This is a genomic window from Streptomyces erythrochromogenes (genome assembly GCF_036170895.1).
In the GTDB taxonomy this organism is placed as follows: Bacteria; Actinomycetota; Actinomycetes; order Streptomycetales; family Streptomycetaceae; genus Streptomyces; species Streptomyces erythrochromogenes.
This window is the reverse complement of the sequence record NZ_CP108036.1, coordinates 6,775,335-6,794,017: the sequence shown is the minus strand read 5'-3', so window position 1 is coordinate 6,794,017 and position 18,683 is coordinate 6,775,335. Positions and strand designations below refer to the sequence as shown.

9 protein-coding genes and 3 rRNA genes are annotated in these 18,683 nt (G+C 67.6%); 3 read left to right on the top strand and 9 right to left on the bottom strand.

Translation table 11 applies throughout. The annotated features are described in order from the left end of the window. Positions 1-3 precede the first annotated feature (3 nt). The 7 genes from OHA91_RS31145 to OHA91_RS31115 all read right to left on the bottom strand — a co-directional run bounded on the left by OHA91_RS31145 (position 4) and on the right by OHA91_RS31115 (position 9,782). Positions 4-336 (bottom strand): small basic family protein, encoded by a 333-nt coding sequence (locus OHA91_RS31145; RefSeq protein WP_007262894.1) that lies wholly within the window; start codon positions 334-336, stop codon positions 4-6. Further along, positions 333-1,241: a DUF881 domain-containing protein gene (locus OHA91_RS31140; RefSeq protein WP_078959239.1), complete on the bottom strand. Its 909-nt coding sequence runs from the start codon at positions 1,239-1,241 to the stop codon at positions 333-335. Before OHA91_RS31140 ends, OHA91_RS31145 begins: the two co-directional genes overlap by 4 nt. A gap of 105 nt (positions 1,242-1,346) precedes the next feature. Next, positions 1,347-3,842: a mannose-1-phosphate guanyltransferase gene (locus tag OHA91_RS31135; protein ID WP_031149851.1), complete on the bottom strand. Its 2,496-nt coding sequence runs from the start codon at positions 3,840-3,842 to the stop codon at positions 1,347-1,349. A gap of 100 nt (positions 3,843-3,942) precedes the next feature. Continuing rightward, positions 3,943-4,533, bottom strand: a complete 591-nt coding sequence (locus OHA91_RS31130) for a CDP-alcohol phosphatidyltransferase family protein (protein ID WP_031149849.1) — start codon at positions 4,531-4,533, stop codon at positions 3,943-3,945. Between the two features lie 127 nt (positions 4,534-4,660). Then, a 5S ribosomal RNA gene (gene rrf, locus OHA91_RS31125) occupies positions 4,661-4,777 on the bottom strand. A gap of 76 nt (positions 4,778-4,853) precedes the next feature. Continuing rightward, positions 4,854-7,975 (bottom strand): 23S ribosomal RNA (locus OHA91_RS31120). A gap of 283 nt (positions 7,976-8,258) precedes the next feature. Beyond that, a 16S ribosomal RNA gene (locus OHA91_RS31115) occupies positions 8,259-9,782 on the bottom strand. The 16S, 23S and 5S rRNA genes sit together here, the layout of an rRNA operon. A gap of 732 nt (positions 9,783-10,514) precedes the next feature. Here OHA91_RS31115 and OHA91_RS31110 point away from each other — a divergent pair. Then, the gene (locus OHA91_RS31110) at positions 10,515-10,964 is read left to right on the top strand and encodes a PTS sugar transporter subunit IIA (protein WP_031155435.1); all 450 of its coding nucleotides are present in this window, start codon (positions 10,515-10,517) and stop codon (positions 10,962-10,964) included. A 74-nt stretch (positions 10,965-11,038) separates the two neighbouring features. After that, positions 11,039-12,709, top strand: a complete 1,671-nt coding sequence (gene ptsP, locus OHA91_RS31105) for a phosphoenolpyruvate--protein phosphotransferase (protein ID WP_328740428.1) — start codon at positions 11,039-11,041, stop codon at positions 12,707-12,709. 60 nt (positions 12,710-12,769) lie between these two features. On the opposite strand, the gene OHA91_RS31100 is transcribed toward ptsP, so the two are convergent. Beyond that, positions 12,770-13,720, bottom strand: coding sequence for a hypothetical protein (locus OHA91_RS31100; RefSeq protein ID WP_328740427.1), 951 nt, complete (start codon positions 13,718-13,720; stop codon positions 12,770-12,772). 64 nt (positions 13,721-13,784) lie between these two features. Beyond that, a complete protein-coding gene (locus tag OHA91_RS31095) occupies positions 13,785-15,761 on the bottom strand; it encodes an acetoacetate--CoA ligase (RefSeq protein WP_031155442.1) in 1,977 nt (658 codons plus the stop codon). A gap of 221 nt (positions 15,762-15,982) precedes the next feature. Here OHA91_RS31095 and OHA91_RS31090 point away from each other — a divergent pair, with 221 nt between their 5' ends. Then, positions 15,983-18,496: a glycoside hydrolase family 31 protein gene (locus OHA91_RS31090; RefSeq protein WP_328740425.1), complete on the top strand. Its 2,514-nt coding sequence runs from the start codon at positions 15,983-15,985 to the stop codon at positions 18,494-18,496. The last annotated feature ends 187 nt before the right edge of the window (positions 18,497-18,683 follow it).

Genomic DNA, 18,683 nt, shown 5'->3' with positions numbered 1-18,683 from the left:
CCATCACGCCCGGAACACGTGCCGGCGGATGGCCGCGGCGTTGGAGAAGATGCGGATGCCGAGGACGACGACCACGCCGGTCGACAGCTGCGAGCCGACGCCCAGCTTGTCGCCGAGGAAGACGATCAGCGCGGCCACGACGACGTTCGACAGGAACGACACCACGAAGACCTTGTCGACGAAGATGCCGTCCAGCATGGCGCGCAGACCGCCGAACACCGCGTCCAGCGCCGCCACCACGGCGATGGGCAGATAAGGCTCCACCACGGCCGGTACCTCGGGCCGGACCAGAAGTCCGACCACCACTCCGGCCAAGAGGCCCAGTACCGCGATCACGATGCACCCTTCTGCTGCTCTGCTGCTGTGGCTGTACGTACGATCAGGCTCGAGGCGGCCGGAAGCCGCAGCTCGTCGGCCGCGGACAGGGTGTAGCGGATCCCGTAGCTCTCCTGCAGAACGTGCAGGTACTGGCCGTCCGCCGAGTCCTGGAAGGCCGGGCCGAGCTTCTTCTTGTCCCCCACCGCCAGCACTTCGTACGGCGGCACCAGAGGCCGGTTGTCGACCAGTATCGCGTCGCCCGCGGCCCTGATCGCCGACAGCTCCGTCAGCCGCTGCCCGTTGATGGAGATCGCCTCCGCGCCGGACTGCCACAGTCCGTTGACGATCTTCTGCATGTCACGGTCGCGGAGCCGGCCGGTGTCCGAGAAGCCGCTGCTCTCGCGCGGTTTTCCGCCGTCGCCCGTGGAGGAGCCCTTCGCGTCGTCCACCACCAGCTTGATCCCCGGCCCGCGGACCTCGGTGGCGCCGGCCAGCAGGGAGACGAGCTCGCCCTGGCTCCCGCCGGGCTGCTTGAGGGCCGCGCGCTGACGTGCGGCGACATCGGTCCTCAGCCGGTCGATGTTCTGCTCCAGGGCGTCCGCGCGCTCGTCGGCCCGCTGGACGCGGTCGATCAGTTCCTGGCGTTCCTTGGCGAGCACCGGCGCGTCCACGCGGGCCTCGGCCGCGCCGAGCGTGACGACCATCGCGGCGACCACGAGTCCGGCGGCGAGCCCCAGCTTGGCCTTGAGCGTGCGGGGCAGGCCGGCCGTGCCATCCGCCCGGCGCCGGGCCGTCGCCTCCGCGTAGCCCTCGTCGAGGCTGTGGTCCATCACGTGCGTCAGCAGCGACATGGAGGCGTCCGGCCGCGGTGGCACAGAAGACGCCGGAGTCCGGTTGTGGGGCGGCTGCGACATGCCGCACATCGTCGCATGTCGGCGCCGCACACTCCCAATGCGTCCATCCGGTGGGCCGGGGCCGGACACCCCGGCCCACCGGACTCACGCGCTATGTCATGGACCGCCCGGCACTCAGTGCCCGGCGCCGTCCACCACGCCCGCCCACTCCTCGAGCAGTGCCTGCGCGGAGGCGTCGTCGGGGCCCTCGGCCCACAGGTGCGTCACGGCCTCCGCCGGGTCCGGCAGGACCAGCGCCCACCGTCCGTCGGCCTCGACCACCCGCACGCCGTCGGTGGTGTCCACCTGCCGGTCTCCGGCCACTTCCACGACCCGCCGCATGACGAGCCCCTTCACCGCCCACGGGGTCGGCACGTCGCGCTTGAGCACGTGCGCCCGCGGGATCCGGGCGTCGATCTGGCTCAGCGTGAGCTGGGTACGCGCCACCAGGCCGAGCAGCTGCACGAACGCCGCCGAGCCGTCGAAGACGCTGCTGAACTCCGGAACGATGAAGCCGCCCCGGCCGTCTCCGCCGAAGATGGTGTTCTCCGCCCGCCCGACCCGGGTCAGGTCGTCCGGCGAGGTCGTCGTCCACTCCACCTGCGTGCCGTGGTACGCCGCCACCTGCTCGGCGACGCGCGTCGTGGTCACCGGCAGCGCCACCTTGCCGCTGCGCTTCTCCGCGGCCACCAGGTCGAGCATGACGAGCAGAGCCCGGTCGTCCTCGATGATCCGCCCGCGCTCGTCGACCAGGGAGATGCGCTCGCCGACCGGGTCGAACCGCACGCCGAAGGCCGCCCGGGCCGAGGCGACGATCTCGCCCAGCCGCACCAGGCCGGCCCGCCGGGACTCGGCGGTCTCCGTCGGCCTGGACTCGTCGAGGCCGGGGTTGATCGTCAGCGCGTCCACCCCGAGCCGGCCCAGCAGGCTCGGCATGACGAGCCCGGCGCTGCCGTTGGTGGCGTCGACGACCACCTTGAGCCCCGCGTCGGCGATCCCCGTGGTGTCCACCCGCCGCAGCAGCGAGCCGGTGTACGCGTCGAAGACGCTGCCCGGGAACTGCAGGTCGCCGATCTCGCCGGGGAACGCGCGCCGGTACTCCTGGCGCGCGTACACGCGGTCCAGCTTGCGCTGCTGCTGGAGCGAGAGGTCCGCTCCTCGTTCGTCGAGGAACATGATGTCGACGGAGTCCGGCACTCCGGGCGAGGTCCGCAGGACGATCCCGCCGGCGCTGCCTCTCGCGGTCTGCTGCCGCGCCACGGGCAGCGGTACGTTCTCCAGGTCGCGCACGTTGATCGCGCTGGCCTGGAGCGCCGAGATCACGGCCCGCTTGAGCGCTCGGGCGCCGCGGGAGTGGTCGCGGGCCGTGGTGACGATCGCACCCTTCTTCAGGGTGGTGGCGTAGGCGCCGGCGAGCCGGACCACCAGCTCGGGGGTGATCTCGACGTTCAGGATCCCGGAGACCCCGCGCGCGCCGAAGAGGTGGGCCTGTCCGCGGGACTCCCAGATGACGGACGTGTTGACGAAGGCACCGGCCTCGATCGTCTTGAAGGGGTAGACGCGCACGTTCCCCTGCACGATCGATTCCTCACCGACGAGGCACTCGTCGCCGATGACGGCTCCGTCCTCGATCCGGGCCGCGCGCATGATGTCGGTGTTCTTGCCGATGACGCAGCCGCGGAGGTTGCTGTGGGGGCCGATGTACACGTTGTCGTGGACGACCGCCCGGTGCAGGAAGGCTCCGGACTTGACGACGACGTTCGACCCGATGACCGTGTGCTCGCGGATCTCCACGCCGGCTTCGATCTTCGCGTAGTCCCCGATGTAGAGCGGTCCGCGCAGTACGGCGTCCGGGCTGACCTCGGCACCTTCGGCGACCCACACGCCGGGCGAGATCTCGAAGCCGTCCATCTCGACCTCGACCTTGCCCTCGAGCACGTCGGCCTGCGCCTTGACGTAGCTCTCGTGCGTGCCCACGTCCTCCCAGTAGCCCTCGGCCACGTAGCCGTAGATCGGCCGGCCTTCCTTCATCAGCCGGGGGAAGACGTCACTGGACCAGTCGACCGAGACGTCGGCGTCGACGTAGTCGAAGACCTCGGGCTCCATGACGTAGATGCCGGTGTTGACGGTGTCCGAGAACACCTGGCCCCAGGTCGGCTTCTCCAGGAAACGCTCGACCTTGCCTTCCTCGTCCACGATCGTGATGCCGAATTCCAGCGGGTTCGGCACCCGGGTCAGGCACACCGTGACGAGTGCGCCCTTCTCCTTGTGGAAGCGGATCAGGTCGGTGAGGTCGAAGTCGGTCAGCGCATCGCCGGAAATGACGACGAAGGCGTCATCCTTCAAGGCCTCCTCGGCGTTCTTCACGCTGCCGGCGGTCCCGAGTGGCTTTTCCTCGTTGGCATAGGTGAGCTCCATCCCGAGCTCTTCGCCGTCCCCGAAGTAGTTCTTGACGAGCGACGCCAGGAACTGCACGGTAACCACGGTCTCGCTGAGACCGTGCCGCTTGAGCAGCCTGAGTACGTGCTCCATGATCGGGCGGTTCGCCACCGGCAGGAGCGGCTTGGGCATGCTCGAGGTCATGGGACGAAGGCGTGTGCCCTCGCCACCGGCCATCACGACGGCCTTCATGTCGGAAGAGTCCTCCTTGAGAGATGACAGTCGTGCCGACTCTCACCCGCCTCGTTCGGTGACTTCGCGACTCCTCCGCGTCATCCGGCGTCGGGCGGGCTCAATCGGCCGTGGCGTCAGCCTTCACCAGGCGGCGGACTTGAACCACGTAAAGGATTCCTGCCCACCAATAGAGGGTTGTACCCCATCCCGCGAACGCCCATCCGAAAACTGAGGCCAACCAGGCCAACCAGCCGCTTCCGTCACTGAGCAGGAGCAACGGGAAGGCGTACATCAGGTTGAAGGTCGCGGCCTTGCCGAGGAAGTTGACCTGTGGCGGCGGATATCCGTGGCGGCGCAGGATCCACACCATGACCAGCAACATCAGCTCACGCGCGAGGAGAGCTCCGGTGAGCCACAGCGGCAGGATCTCGCGATAGGTCAGACCGAACAGCGTCGACAGGATGTAGAGGCGGTCCGCGGCGGGATCCAGCAGCCGGCCGAGCTTGCTGATCTGATTCCAGCGCCGGGCGAGCTTCCCGTCGAGGTAGTCGCTGACCCCGCTGAGCATGAGGACGGCAAGGGCCCACCCGTCGTACTCCGCGAGGATCAGCCACAGGAACAGGGGCACGCCGGCCAGGCGAGCCATGCTCAGGATGTTGGGAATGGTGAAAATTCGGTCAGTCTGAACCCGAGTCTCCTGGACCTCCACCCGGGGGCCTCCACGTGACGGTAGAAATGGTCGTTCGATGCCCCCTGACCCTACAGGAGTGCCCGCGGGTGTCCGGAACGCAGAAAAGCCCCGCACCCAGAGGGTGCGGGGCTTTCCCACAATGATTGTTCGGCGGCGTCCTACTCTCCCACAGGGTCCCCCCTGCAGTACCATCGGCGCTGAAAGGCTTAGCTTCCGGGTTCGGAATGTAACCGGGCGTTTCCCTAACGCTATGACCACCGAAACACTATGAAATTTGAACGCTGGCATAATCACAGCTGTTCGTTATTTCAGAACTAACACAGTGGACGCGAGCAACTGAGGACAAGCCCTCGGCCTATTAGTACCAGTCAGCTTCACCCGTTACCGGGCTTCCACATCTGGCCTATCAACCCAGTCGTCTACTGGGAGCCTTACCCTCTCAAGGAGGTGGGAATACTCATCTTGAAGCAGGCTTCCCGCTTAGATGCTTTCAGCGGTTATCCCTCCCGAACGTAGCCAACCAGCCATGCCCTTGGCAGGACAACTGGCACACCAGAGGTTCGTCCGTCCCGGTCCTCTCGTACTAGGGACAGCCCTTCTCAATATTCCTACGCGCACAGCGGATAGGGACCGAACTGTCTCACGACGTTCTAAACCCAGCTCGCGTACCGCTTTAATGGGCGAACAGCCCAACCCTTGGGACCGACTCCAGCCCCAGGATGCGACGAGCCGACATCGAGGTGCCAAACCATCCCGTCGATATGGACTCTTGGGGAAGATCAGCCTGTTATCCCCGGGGTACCTTTTATCCGTTGAGCGACGGCGCTTCCACAAGCCACCGCCGGATCACTAGTCCCGACTTTCGTCCCTGCTCGACCCGTCGGTCTCACAGTCAAGCTCCCTTGTGCACTTACACTCAACACCTGATTGCCAACCAGGCTGAGGGAACCTTTGGGCGCCTCCGTTACCCTTTGGGAGGCAACCGCCCCAGTTAAACTACCCATCAGACACTGTCCCTGATCCGGATCACGGACCGAGGTTAGACATCCAGCACGACCAGAGTGGTATTTCAACGGCGACTCCACACCAACTGGCGTTGATGCTTCAAAGTCTCCCACCTATCCTACACAAGCCGAACCGAACACCAATATCAAACTGTAGTAAAGGTCCCGGGGTCTTTCCGTCCTGCTGCGCGAAACGAGCATCTTTACTCGTAGTGCAATTTCACCGGGCCTATGGTTGAGACAGTCGAGAAGTCGTTACGCCATTCGTGCAGGTCGGAACTTACCCGACAAGGAATTTCGCTACCTTAGGATGGTTATAGTTACCACCGCCGTTTACTGGCGCTTAAGTTCTCAGCTTCGCACACCCGAAAGTGCACTAACCGGTCCCCTTAACGTTCCAGCACCGGGCAGGCGTCAGTCCGTATACATCGCCTTACGGCTTCGCACGGACCTGTGTTTTTAGTAAACAGTCGCTTCTCGCTGGTCTCTGCGGCCACCCCCAGCTCACGGAGTAAATCCGATCACCAGTGATGGCCCCCTTCTCCCGAAGTTACGGGGGCATTTTGCCGAGTTCCTTAACCATAGTTCACCCGAACGCCTCGGTATTCTCTACCTGACCACCTGAGTCGGTTTAGGGTACGGGCCGCCATGAAACTCGCTAGAGGCTTTTCTCGACAGCATAGGATCATCCACTTCACCACAATCGGCTCGGCATCAGGTCTCAGCCTTAACGAGGGACGGATTTGCCTACCCCTCGGCCTACACCCTTACCCCGGGACAACCACCGCCCGGGCTGGACTACCTTCCTGCGTCACCCCATCGCTTACCTACTACAAGTCTGGTTCGTCGGCTCCACCACTTTCCTTTCCCCGAAGGGTCCGGAACGGCTTCACGGACTTAGCATCGCCTGATTCGATATTGGGCGTTTCAAAGCGGGTACCGGAATATCAACCGGTTGTCCATCGACTACGCCTGTCGGCCTCGCCTTAGGTCCCGACTTACCCTGGGCAGATCAGCTTGACCCAGGAACCCTTAGTCAATCGGCGCACACGTTTCTCACGTGTGTATCGCTACTCATGCCTGCATTCTCACTCGTGAACCGTCCACAACTAGCTTCCGCTGCTGCTTCACCCGGCACACGACGCTCCCCTACCCATCACAGCGGGCGTTGGCCCTATTGCTGCAATGACACGACTTCGGCGGTACGCTTGAGCCCCGCTACATTGTCGGCGCGGAATCACTTGACCAGTGAGCTATTACGCACTCTTTCAAGGGTGGCTGCTTCTAAGCCAACCTCCTGGTTGTCTCTGCGACTCCACATCCTTTCCCACTTAGCGTACGCTTAGGGGCCTTAGTCGATGCTCTGGGCTGTTTCCCTCTCGACCATGGAGCTTATCCCCCACAGTCTCACTGCCGTGCTCTCACTTACCGGCATTCGGAGTTTGGCTAAGGTCAGTAACCCGGTAGGGCCCATCGCCTATCCAGTGCTCTACCTCCGGCAAGAAACACACGACGCTGCACCTAAATGCATTTCGGGGAGAACCAGCTATCACGGAGTTTGATTGGCCTTTCACCCCTAACCACAGGTCATCCCCCAGGTTTTCAACCCTGGTGGGTTCGGTCCTCCACGAAGTCTTACCTCCGCTTCAACCTGCCCATGGCTAGATCACTCCGCTTCGGGTCTAGAGCGTGCAACTCAATCGCCCTATTCGGACTCGCTTTCGCTACGGCTTCCCCACACGGGTTAACCTCGCTACACACCGCTAACTCGCAGGCTCATTCTTCAAAAGGCACGCAGTCACGACTGTATGTGCAAGCACATACAGCGACGCTCCCACGGCTTGTAGGCACACGGTTTCAGGTACTATTTCACTCCGCTCCCGCGGTACTTTTCACCATTCCCTCACGGTACTATCCGCTATCGGTCACCAGGGAATATTTAGGCTTAGCGGGTGGTCCCGCCAGATTCACACGGGATTTCTCGGGCCCCGTGCTACTTGGGAGATGAGCAAGCAAGCCGCTGATGTTTCGTCTACGGGGGTCTTACCCTCTACGCCGGACCTTTCGCATGTCCTTCGACTACATCAACGGTTTCTGACTCGCCGACCGGCCGGCAGACCGATCAAGCTCATTCCCACAACCCCGCATGCGCAACCCCTGCCGGGTATCACACGCATACGGTTTGGCCTCATCCGGTTTCGCTCGCCACTACTCCCGGAATCACGGTTGTTTTCTCTTCCTGAGGGTACTGAGATGTTTCACTTCCCCTCGTTCCCTCCACACTGCCTATGTGTTCAGCAGTGGGTGACAGCCCATGACGACTGCCGGGTTTCCCCATTCGGACACCCCCGGATCAAAGCTCAGTTGGCAGCTCCCCGGGGCCTATCGCGGCCTCTCACGTCCTTCATCGGTTCCTGGTGCCAAGGCATCCACCGTGCGCCCTTAAAAACTTGGCCACAGATGCTCGCGTCCACTGTGTAGTTCTCAAACAACGACCAGCCACCCATCACCCCACCAGACAAGCTAGTGAGTTCACTGGGGCCGGCACTGAAGACATGACCATACGGCCGTACCTTCAGGACCCAACAACGTGCCAAGCACGATCCCGTCGACTCTCACTGTGTTCCACGCCGAAGCAGTACTTACAGGAGGTTTCAGAAACCGTGCCAACTAATCAACGTTCCACCCATGAGCTGACCGTGCAGAACGTTTGTCTGCAATCGGTACTGTGCTCCTTAGAAAGGAGGTGATCCAGCCGCACCTTCCGGTACGGCTACCTTGTTACGACTTCGTCCCAATCGCCAGTCCCACCTTCGACAGCTCCCTCCACAAGGGTTGGGCCACCGGCTTCGGGTGTTACCGACTTTCGTGACGTGACGGGCGGTGTGTACAAGGCCCGGGAACGTATTCACCGCAGCAATGCTGATCTGCGATTACTAGCGACTCCGACTTCATGGGGTCGAGTTGCAGACCCCAATCCGAACTGAGACCGGCTTTTTGAGATTCGCTCCACCTCACGGTATCGCAGCTCATTGTACCGGCCATTGTAGCACGTGTGCAGCCCAAGACATAAGGGGCATGATGACTTGACGTCGTCCCCACCTTCCTCCGAGTTGACCCCGGCGGTCTCCTGTGAGTCCCCATCACCCCGAAGGGCATGCTGGCAACACAGGACAAGGGTTGCGCTCGTTGCGGGACTTAACCCAACATCTCACGACACGAGCTGACGACAGCCATGCACCACCTGTATACCGACCACAAGGGGGGCACTATCTCTAATGCTTTCCGGTATATGTCAAGCCTTGGTAAGGTTCTTCGCGTTGCGTCGAATTAAGCCACATGCTCCGCCGCTTGTGCGGGCCCCCGTCAATTCCTTTGAGTTTTAGCCTTGCGGCCGTACTCCCCAGGCGGGGAACTTAATGCGTTAGCTGCGGCACCGACGACGTGGAATGTCGCCAACACCTAGTTCCCAACGTTTACGGCGTGGACTACCAGGGTATCTAATCCTGTTCGCTCCCCACGCTTTCGCTCCTCAGCGTCAGTAATGGCCCAGAGATCCGCCTTCGCCACCGGTGTTCCTCCTGATATCTGCGCATTTCACCGCTACACCAGGAATTCCGATCTCCCCTACCACACTCTAGCTAGCCCGTATCGAATGCAGACCCGAGGTTAAGCCTCGGGCTTTCACATCCGACGTGACAAGCCGCCTACGAGCTCTTTACGCCCAATAATTCCGGACAACGCTTGCGCCCTACGTATTACCGCGGCTGCTGGCACGTAGTTAGCCGGCGCTTCTTCTGCAGGTACCGTCACTTTCGCTTCTTCCCTGCTGAAAGAGGTTTACAACCCGAAGGCCGTCATCCCTCACGCGGCGTCGCTGCATCAGGCTTTCGCCCATTGTGCAATATTCCCCACTGCTGCCTCCCGTAGGAGTCTGGGCCGTGTCTCAGTCCCAGTGTGGCCGGTCGCCCTCTCAGGCCGGCTACCCGTCGTCGCCTTGGTAGGCCATTACCCCACCAACAAGCTGATAGGCCGCGGGCTCATCCTTCACCGCCGGAGCTTTCCACCGCAGAAGATGCCTTCCGCAGTCGTATCCGGTATTAGACCCCGTTTCCAGGGCTTGTCCCAGAGTGAAGGGCAGATTGCCCACGTGTTACTCACCCGTTCGCCACTAATCCACCCCGAAGGGCTTCATCGTTCGACTTGCATGTGTTAAGCACGCCGCCAGCGTTCGTCCTGAGCCAGGATCAAACTCTCCATGAATGTTTACCCGTAATCGGGTGCACACGCACGAAAGAGCGGGCCAGTCTTGGTCGGAATAAGACCGACTGACCACAACGTCCTCGCTGTGTTTGGTTGCCTGCCAGTGCCCGAAGGCCCGACAGGTCTTTTTCAAAGGAACCTCATCCACCGAAGTGGACGGGGTATCAACTTCTGGCGTTGATTTTTGGCACGCTGTTGAGTTCTCAAGGAACGGACGCTTCCTTTGTACTCACCCTCGCGGGCTTTCCTCCGGGCTTTCGTTCTGCTGTCTTGCGTTTCCGACTCTATCAGACTCTTTCGTGTCCGACTTCCTCGGCGCTTTCCAGGCTTTCGCTTTCGCGTTTCCCTTTCCAGCGGCTCCGACTCTATCAGCGAATTTCCTTCTCCCCGACCACTCCCGCATTCCCGAAAGGGCATGCGAATAAGCGGTGGAGATCGAGATCGAAGCTGAAGAGGAGGATGCCCGTCCATCAGCCGTTCGCGAGATGTTCACGCGGGGCGTCCTGGCGGGAGTCACGACAGTACAGGCCGGGGGGTGCCCAAGCAAATCGATTCAGGCGTATGGTCTAGTCCACCGGTCTAGTCCACTAGTCTCCGTGCCGAAGGGGCCGTCCGGATCTGGACCTACATCGGACGAACCCGAACATCTAGTGACTTATCCTTCAGAAGAGTACGCCGTTCGCAACAGTCAGTGACGGCGACACCCAAAGCCCCACCCCTGGGAGGCCCCTCATGACCAGCGTGACGTCCCCTCTTGCCGGTCGCGCCATCGGACTCGCGGCAGTGCCGGATCCGGTGTTCTCCGGCGCGATGGTGGGACCGGGCACCGCCATCGACCCCGTGCGCGAGCCCTCGGAGGCGGTCTCCCCCGTCGACGGTGTGGTGGTCTCCCTGCACCCGCACGCGTACGTGGTGGTCGACGGTGAAGGTCATGGTGTACTCACGCACCTCGGCATCGACACGGTCCAGCTCAACGGCGAGGGCTTCGAGCTGCTCGTCAACAAGGGCGACACCGTGACCCGCGGCCAGGCGGTCATCCGTTGGAACCCCGCTGCCGTCGAGGCCCTCGGCAAGTCCCCGATCTGCCCCGTCGTGGCGCTCGAGGCGACGGCCGAGTCCCTGTCCGGCGTCGTCGAGTCCGGCGACGTCAAGGCTGACGACGCTCTCTTCAGCTGGCAGTGACCCCTCCGCCCGCACGGGCGTGACGGACATCCACCGCGGCGGCCAGGGCCGCCGCCCAATCGGAGACGGGTGAAATGGAGACAACGCTGCGAGGCGTCGGCGTGAGCCACGGGGTGGCGATCGGCGAGGTGCGGCACATGGGTACGGCGGTCCTCGAACCGCCGGCCAGGCAGATCACCGCCGACGAGGCGGCGCGCGAACAGGGGCGCGCCCGCCAGGCCGTGAGTGCCGTGGCGGCCGACCTGATCGCGCGTGGCCAGCTGGCCGGTGGCGAGGCCCAGCACGTCCTCGAGGCCCAGGCGATGATCGCCGAGGACCCCGAGCTGATGGCGGACGTGGACCGGCGGATCGCCGTCGGCAGCACCGCCGAGCGCGGTGTGTACGACGCCTTCGCCGCCTACCGCGATCTGCTCGCGGGAGCCGGCGAGTACATGGCCGGCCGCGTGGCCGACCTGGACGACGTGCGCAACCGGATCGTGGCGCGGCTGCTCGGCGTACCGATGCCCGGTGTCCCCGACAGCGACGAGCCGTACGTGCTGATCGCGCGGGACCTGGCACCCGCCGACACCGCCCTGCTCGACCCGGCCCTCGTCCTCGGCTTCGTGACCGAGGAGGGCGGGCCGACCAGCCACAGCGCGATCCTCGCCCGTGCGCTGGGCGTGCCGGCGATCGTGGCGCTCCCGGGTGCCGGCGAGATCGCCGAGGGCACCATGATCGCGGTGGACGGCAGCACGGGCGATCTGTTCCTCGACCCGTCCGCGGAGAAGCGGGCCGAGCTGGAGGCGGCGGCCGCCGAGCGCAAGGCGGCTCTGGCCGCTTCGTCCGGGCCCGGTGCGACCTCCGACGGCCACAAGGTGCCGCTGCTGGCCAATGTCGGCGGTCCCGCGGACGTGCCGGCGGCCGTCGAGGCCGGAGCCGAGGGCGTGGGCCTGTTCCGCACGGAGTTCCTCTTCCTGGACGACAGCAAGAAGGCTCCGTCCGAGGAGAAGCAGATCGAGTCCTACCGCAAGGTGCTCGAAGCCTTCCCCGAGGGGCGCGTCGTCGTACGCGTGCTCGATGCGGGCGCCGACAAGCCGCTGGACTTCCTGACCCCGGCCGACGAGCCGAACCCGGCCCTGGGCGTGCGCGGGCTGCGCTCGCTGCTGGACCACCCGGAGGTGCTGCGTACGCAGCTCACCGCGCTGGCGAAGGCGGCGGAGGGCCTGCCGGTCCACCTCGAGGTCATGGCCCCGATGGTGGCCGACCGCGCCGACGCGAAGGCCTTCGCCGACGCCTGCCGCGAGGCTGGTCTCCAGGCGAAGTTCGGCGCGATGGTGGAGATCCCCTCCGCCGCGCTGCGTGCGCGCTCGATCCTGCAGGAGGTCGAGTTCCTCTCGCTGGGGACCAACGACCTCGCGCAGTACGCCTTCGCCGCCGACCGGCAGGTCGGCGCCGTCTCCCGGCTCCAGGACCCGTGGCAGCCCGCGCTGCTCGACCTGATCGCCATGTCGGCCGAGGCCGCCAAGGCGGAGGGCAAGAGCTGCGGCGTCTGCGGCGAGGCCGCCTCCGACCCGCTGCTGGCCTGTGTGCTGGCCGGTCTGGGTGTCACCTCCCTGTCGATGGGTGCTGCGTCGATCCCCTACGTCCGGGCGACGCTCGCCAAGCACACGCTGGCGCAGTGTGAGCGTGCCGCGGCGGCGGCCCGCGCGGCGGACAGCGCCGAGGAGGCCCGCGTGGCCGCCCAGGCGGTGCTCTCCGGCGAGTAGCCGGACGGTGTGTCGTACGGACCGAGGGGCCCTCGCCGGTGGCGGGGGCCCCTCGGCGTTTCAGTGGTGCGGGCCCGGGGCGTCGACCTCGTAGCCGGGGCAGTATTCGACGCCCGGTTCCGGGGAGACGAGGTCTCCTGTGTCGGCGTCGGTGCAGTACGCGTTGAAGACGGCGGCCGCGGAGAGTGCCGTGAGGCGGCCGCGGTCCAGGCGCCAGCCGTGCACCCGGTCCCGTTGGCCCTCGGTGGTGCTGCGCACGACCAGTCCCCCGGGCCCGCCCAGGGCCAGGCCCGCGGCGAGGACCGTCACGAAGTCGAGGCTCTCGCGGCCCTCGATGCGCGGCGGGGTGTCCGAATCGCCGCTGCTGTCGGCGTGCAGGACGGCGACGAGCTGCTCGTCCTCGGTCGGGATGCTGCAGACGAAGTGGTGGTGGCCCGGGCCGGCGCCGGCCACGAGCCGTTCGAGCGCGTCGGCGGCGCGGTCGAAGGAGGCGCGGCCGATGTCCTCGCCGCAGTCCGCGCAGCGGCCCACTCCGGCGAGGACGGCGGTGGCGTACTCCCAGGTGGCGTGGCGGACCGCTTCGTCCAAGAGGAGCGGCACGAGCTCGTCGATGGGCTGGCCGGTGTACGGCAGCACGGTCCCGCTGCCGGCGAGCTCCGCGGTGAAGCGGGTGCGGGTCTCGGAGGTGTCCGGGTCCAGGCCGTTCTCCCCGCAGTACTCGGCGTACTCGTCGGGGTCGAAGAGCGCGACGGTGGTGTGGATGCCCCGGGCCGCGAGGGACCGGAGCAGGCCGTCGACGTGGTGGAGGTAGTCGGTGTAGTCGGCGCGGCGGTCGAAGCCGAAGCTGCGGTAGCCACACATGGCCGCGAAGTCCCCGGCGTCGGCGAGGAGGCCGACGGTACTGGGGACCTCGCGGCGCAGTGCGCGGCGCCGGTGGGTGCTGCGGTTCCGGTCGGTGCTGTGGTTCGGGTGGCTGCCGGTACCGGGACCGGTGTCGTTCTTGCGTGGCATGGCTGGTTCCCCCTGAGTGCGATCACTTGCTCACTCAGCGTAACCAGCGCCACTGACAGTGACCTCAGCTGCGCGTGCGGGCCAGCTCCTCGTAGAAGCCGAGCAGGCCGATGTCGTCGACGGAGCCCGGGTTGACCGCCTTGGCCAGCGGCGTGCCCTGGAGGAGCCGCTTGACCGGGACCTCGATGCGCTTGCCGGTGAGGGTGTGCGGGATGGCCGGCACCTCGATGATCTCGTCGGGGACGTGGCGCGGGGAGAGTTCCTCGCGGATCGTCGCCTTGATCCGGGCGCGCAGGCCGTCGTCCAGGGTGGCGCCGGGGGCGAGGTGGACGAAGAGCGGCATCCAGTAGCCGCCGTTCGCCTCCTCCAGACCGATGACCAGGGACTCCTTGATCTCGGGTAGCCGTTCGACGGCCTCGTAGATGTCTGCGGAGCCCATCCGGACGCCCTGCCGGTTGAGCGTGGAGTCGGAGCGGCCGTGGATGATCACCGAGCCGTGGTCGGTGATCGTGATCCAGTCCCCGTGGCGCCAGACGCCGGGGAACATCTCGAAGTAGCTGTCGCGGTAGCGGCTGCCGTCGGGGTCGTTCCAGAAGTGGATCGGCATGGACGGCATGGGGTTGGTGACGACGAGCTCTCCCACCTCGCCCGTGACCGGCTTGCCCGAGGGGTCCCAGGACTGGAGGTCCGTGCCGAGGCAGGCGGCCTGGAGCTCGCCGATGTGCACGGGGAGGGTGGGGACGGCGCCCGCGAAGCAGCTGCAGACGTCGGTGCCGCCGCTGACGGAGGCGATCCAGAGGTCCTCGGCGACCTCGTCGTGGAGCCAGCGGAAGCCGTCGGGCGGGAGCGGGGAGCCGGTGGTCGCCACGCACTTCACCGCGGAGAGGTCGAAGTCGCGGGACGGGTGGACCTCGGCCTTGCGGCATGCCATGACGTAGGCGGCGGAGGTGCCGTACAGGGTGGCGCGGGTGCGTTCGGCGATGCGCCACTGGGCCCCCGTGTCCGGGTAGCCGGGGCTGCCGTCGTAGAGGACGACCGTCGTGCCGGTGAGGAGTCCGGAGACGAGGAAGTTCCACATCATCCAGCCGGTGGAGGTGTACCAGAAGAACCGGTCCTCCGGGCCGAGGTCGCAGTGCAGGCCGAGCTGCTTGAGGTGTTCGAGGAGGATGCCGCCCTGGGACTGGACGATCGCCTTGGGCAGGCCGGTCGTACCGGAGGAGTAGAGGACCCAGAGGGGGTGGTCGAAGGGGACCGGCTCGAAGACGGGCTCGGTGTCCGCGGCGGTGAGCGCGGACCAGTCGAGGGCGCCGTCGGGCGCGGGCGTGCCGAGGAGCGGGATGTGGACGACGGCGCGCAGGGAGGGCAGCTCCGCGCGGAGCTCGGCGACTGCCTCGCGGCGGTCGTGCTCCTTGCCGCCGTAGCGGTACCCGTCCACGGTGAACAGGACGACGGGCTCGACCTGCTGGAAGCGGTCGAGGACGCTGCGGGCGCCGAAGTCGGGCGCACAGGAGGTCCACACGCCGCCGACCGCGGCAGTGGCGAGGAGGGCCACGGCCGCCTCGGGGATGTTGGGGAGGTAGCCGCTGACGCGGTCGCCGGGGCGTACGCCGAGGGCGCGCAGTTCGGCGGCGAGGGAGCCGACCCGGCGGCGGAGTTCGGCCCAGGTGACGGGGACGGGCTCGTGGGTCTCGTCCACGTACAGCAGGGCGGGGTCGTCGGCTCGGGCCGGGTCCTCCGCGGCGCGCAGCGCGTGCTCGGCGTAGTTGAGGGTGGCTCCGGTGAACCACTGCGCGCCCGGCATGGAGCGGTCGGCGAGGACGGACTCGTACGGGGTGGTGAAGCGGACGTCGAACCATTCGGCGACGGCCTGCCAGAAGATGTCGAGCTCGTCGACGGACCAGCGGTGCAGGGCGGGGTAGCCGCCCTCCGCGGGGGCTCCGAAGCGCGTCGCGGCCCAGGCCTGGAAGGCGGTGATCCGGGCCGCGGCGATCCGGTCGGGGCCCGGCGCCCAGAGGGGTTCCGGCTGGGTGGCTGAGGTCATGGGTCGGCTCCCGGTCAAGTCTGCGGCTCGCGCTTCGTGTGCGTACGGTGCCATCGCGCGGGGGGTGCGCGCGCGGCGGCTCACAGGGACGATGCCATGTGATCGACGGCTGCACCAGGGTCGACCTGGCCGGTCCGGTGAGCGGCGGGGAACGCCGCCGGCGGGTGAACGGCAGTTGAACGCCGTCCCCTCGGCCGGGGGCCGGTGGCAGGGTGAGCGGCATGGACGGTCGTGATCTGGTGCGTGCGGTGAAGGACATCGGTACGGAGCGCGGTCGGCGCGCCTGGCTCTCGGCGTGGCGCCGGCGGCGCGCGGACGCGGTGGGGCTCCCGCGCCGGGGCGCGGAGCGGGCGCGGGTGCCGGGACTGCTGGTGGGTACGGAGCCCCGGCCGGGCGGGGGCGTGCTGCGGTTCGCGCGCTCGGAGCTGGTGGTGCGGGTGATGGCGGGCGGGGTGGTGTTCTGGGCCTGGGACGGGGCAGGGGCGACGCCCTCGTACGCGGTGGTGGGGAGCGGACCCGAACCGGACCTGCGGGCGGTGCTGGAACCGGACACCGGGGGCGGCTGGCGGGTGGTGTCGGAGCGGGTGACGGTGGCGGTGTCCCGGCACGGGGCGCTGGAGGTGCGCACTCCGGGCGGGACGGTGCTGCGGCGGGAGTCGCCGCCGCGGTGGTGGGAGCCGGTGCCCCTCGCCGGGGAGGCCGCGGAGGGGGCCGGTTCCGCCGGGACGCGGCCCGCGGGGGAAGCGGGGCACTCCGGCGGGGCCGACTCCGGCGGGCCGGGGGCCGGTGTCGGAGAGGGCGGGGCGGTGACGGTCGCCGGTGCGGGCGGGGGGCGCGGCGGCGGGCTCGGGACGGCCTCCGGCGGGGCGCGGTGGGTGGTGCGGAGCGAGGTGCCGGCGGACGCGCGGTTCTTCGGGCTGGGCGGGCGGGCGGCGGGCCCGCGGCTGCGCGACGGGGCGTACCGGCTGTGGAACACGGACCCCAAGGGCGGCTTCGGACCGGGCGTCGATCCGCTGTACCTGACGATGCCGGTGCAGATGGTCGTGGCGGACGCGGGGACCCACCTGGTCTTCCACGACAACTGCTGGGACGGCCGGGTGCTGCTGCGCGAGGGCGAGGAGGGCGTCGGTTCGGGACAGGACCGCCCGGGGACGAGCGAACTGCGCATGGAGGGCGGGCCGCTGCGCTGCTGGGTGCTCGTGGGCACGCCGGCGCGGGTGCTCCAGGGCTGGTCGGGGCTGACGGGCGGGGCCGCGGTGCCGCCGGAGTGGGCACTGGGGTACCAGCACGCGCGGTGGGGCTTCGGGAGCGCGTCGGAGGTGCGGCGGGTGGTCGCCGGGTACGCGTCGCGCGGGCTCGTGCTGTCAGCCGTGCACCTGGACATCGACCACTACGACGGGCACCGGGTGTTCACGGTGGACGAGGACCGGTTCCCGGATCTGCCGGGGCTGGCGCGGGAGTTGCGGGAGCAGGGGGTGCGGCTCGTCTCGATCGTGGACCCGGCGGTCAAGGCGGGTGACGCGCTGCACGCGGCCGGGCTGACGGTGGGCTCGGGGGGAGCCTTCGTACGGGATGCGGGCGGCCGGGAGGTGCGCGGGGAGGTCTGGCCCGGCGAGTGCGCCTATCCGGACTTCACGGATCCGGCGGTGCGGGAATGGTGGGGCGGGCTGTACGAGGAACGGCTCGGGCAGGGCTTCTCCGGCTTCTGGCACGACATGAACGAGCCCGTGTCCTTCGCGGCGTTCGGGGACACCACGCTGCCGCGATCGGCGCGCCACGCGATGGACGGAGCGGGCGGCGACCATCGCGAGGGGCACAACGTGTACGCGCTGGGGATGGCGCGGGCGGGGTGGGAGGGCCTCGTCCGGCTGCGGCCGCAGGAGCGGCCGTTCCTGTTCTCCCGGTCGGGGTGGGCGGGCATGCAGCGGTACGGGGGGACCTGGTCGGGCGACGTGGAGACCAGTTGGGAGGGGCTGCGGGCCTCGCTGGCACTGGTGCTGGGGCTGGGCCTGTGCGGGGTGCCGTATTCGGGGCCCGACGTGGGCGGGTTCGGCGGTTCGCCGTCACCGGAGTTGTACGTGCGGTGGCTGCAACTGGGCGCGTACCTGCCGTTGTTCCGCACGCATTCGGCGATCTGGGCGGGGCGGCGCGAGCCGTGGGAGTTCGGGCCGGAGGTGGAGGAGCAGGCGCGCGCGGTGATGGCGGAACGGGAGCGGCTGCGGCCGTACTTCGTGACGCTGGCCCACATGGCGCGGCGGACGGGCGCCCCGTACGTGCGACCGGTGTGGTGGGGGGCTCCGGAGGACCGGCGGCTGCGGGACTGCGAGGACACGTTCCTGCTGGGTGATGCGCTGCTGGTCGCGCCGGTACTGGAGTGCGGGGCGGACCGGCGGGCGGTACGGCTGCCGCGGGGCCGGTGGTACGACACCGCGACCGGGGCGGCGCACGAGGGGCCGGGCCAGGTCCTGCTGGACGCCCCGCGGGGCCGGATCCCGGTGCTGGCGCGGGCGGGTGCGCTCCTGCCGGTGCGGTCCGCGGCGGGTGACGGGGTGGAGCTGGAGGTCTGGGCGCCGGCGCGGGGCCGTACGGGCGGCGGAGTGGTGGTCCGGGACCCGGGTCCGGGCTTCGGGGCGGGCACGGTGGAGCGGTACACCTCGCGGTGGGCCGGGGATGCGGTGGTGGTGGAGGACGAGGCGGGGCTGGCGGTGGAGGGTGTGGTGGTGCGGGGGCTGTAGCGGAGCGGAGCGGGCCGGGGCGGGTGGGTGGGTGCGGAGCGGTGCGGGCGGGTGCGGGCGGGTGCGGGTGGGTGGGTGCGGAGCGGCGCGGGCGGGTGCGGGCGGGTGCGGGTGGGTGGGTGCGGAGCGGCGCGGGCGGGTGCGGGCGGGTGCGGAGCGGTGCGGGCGGGTGCGGCTTCAGGAACGC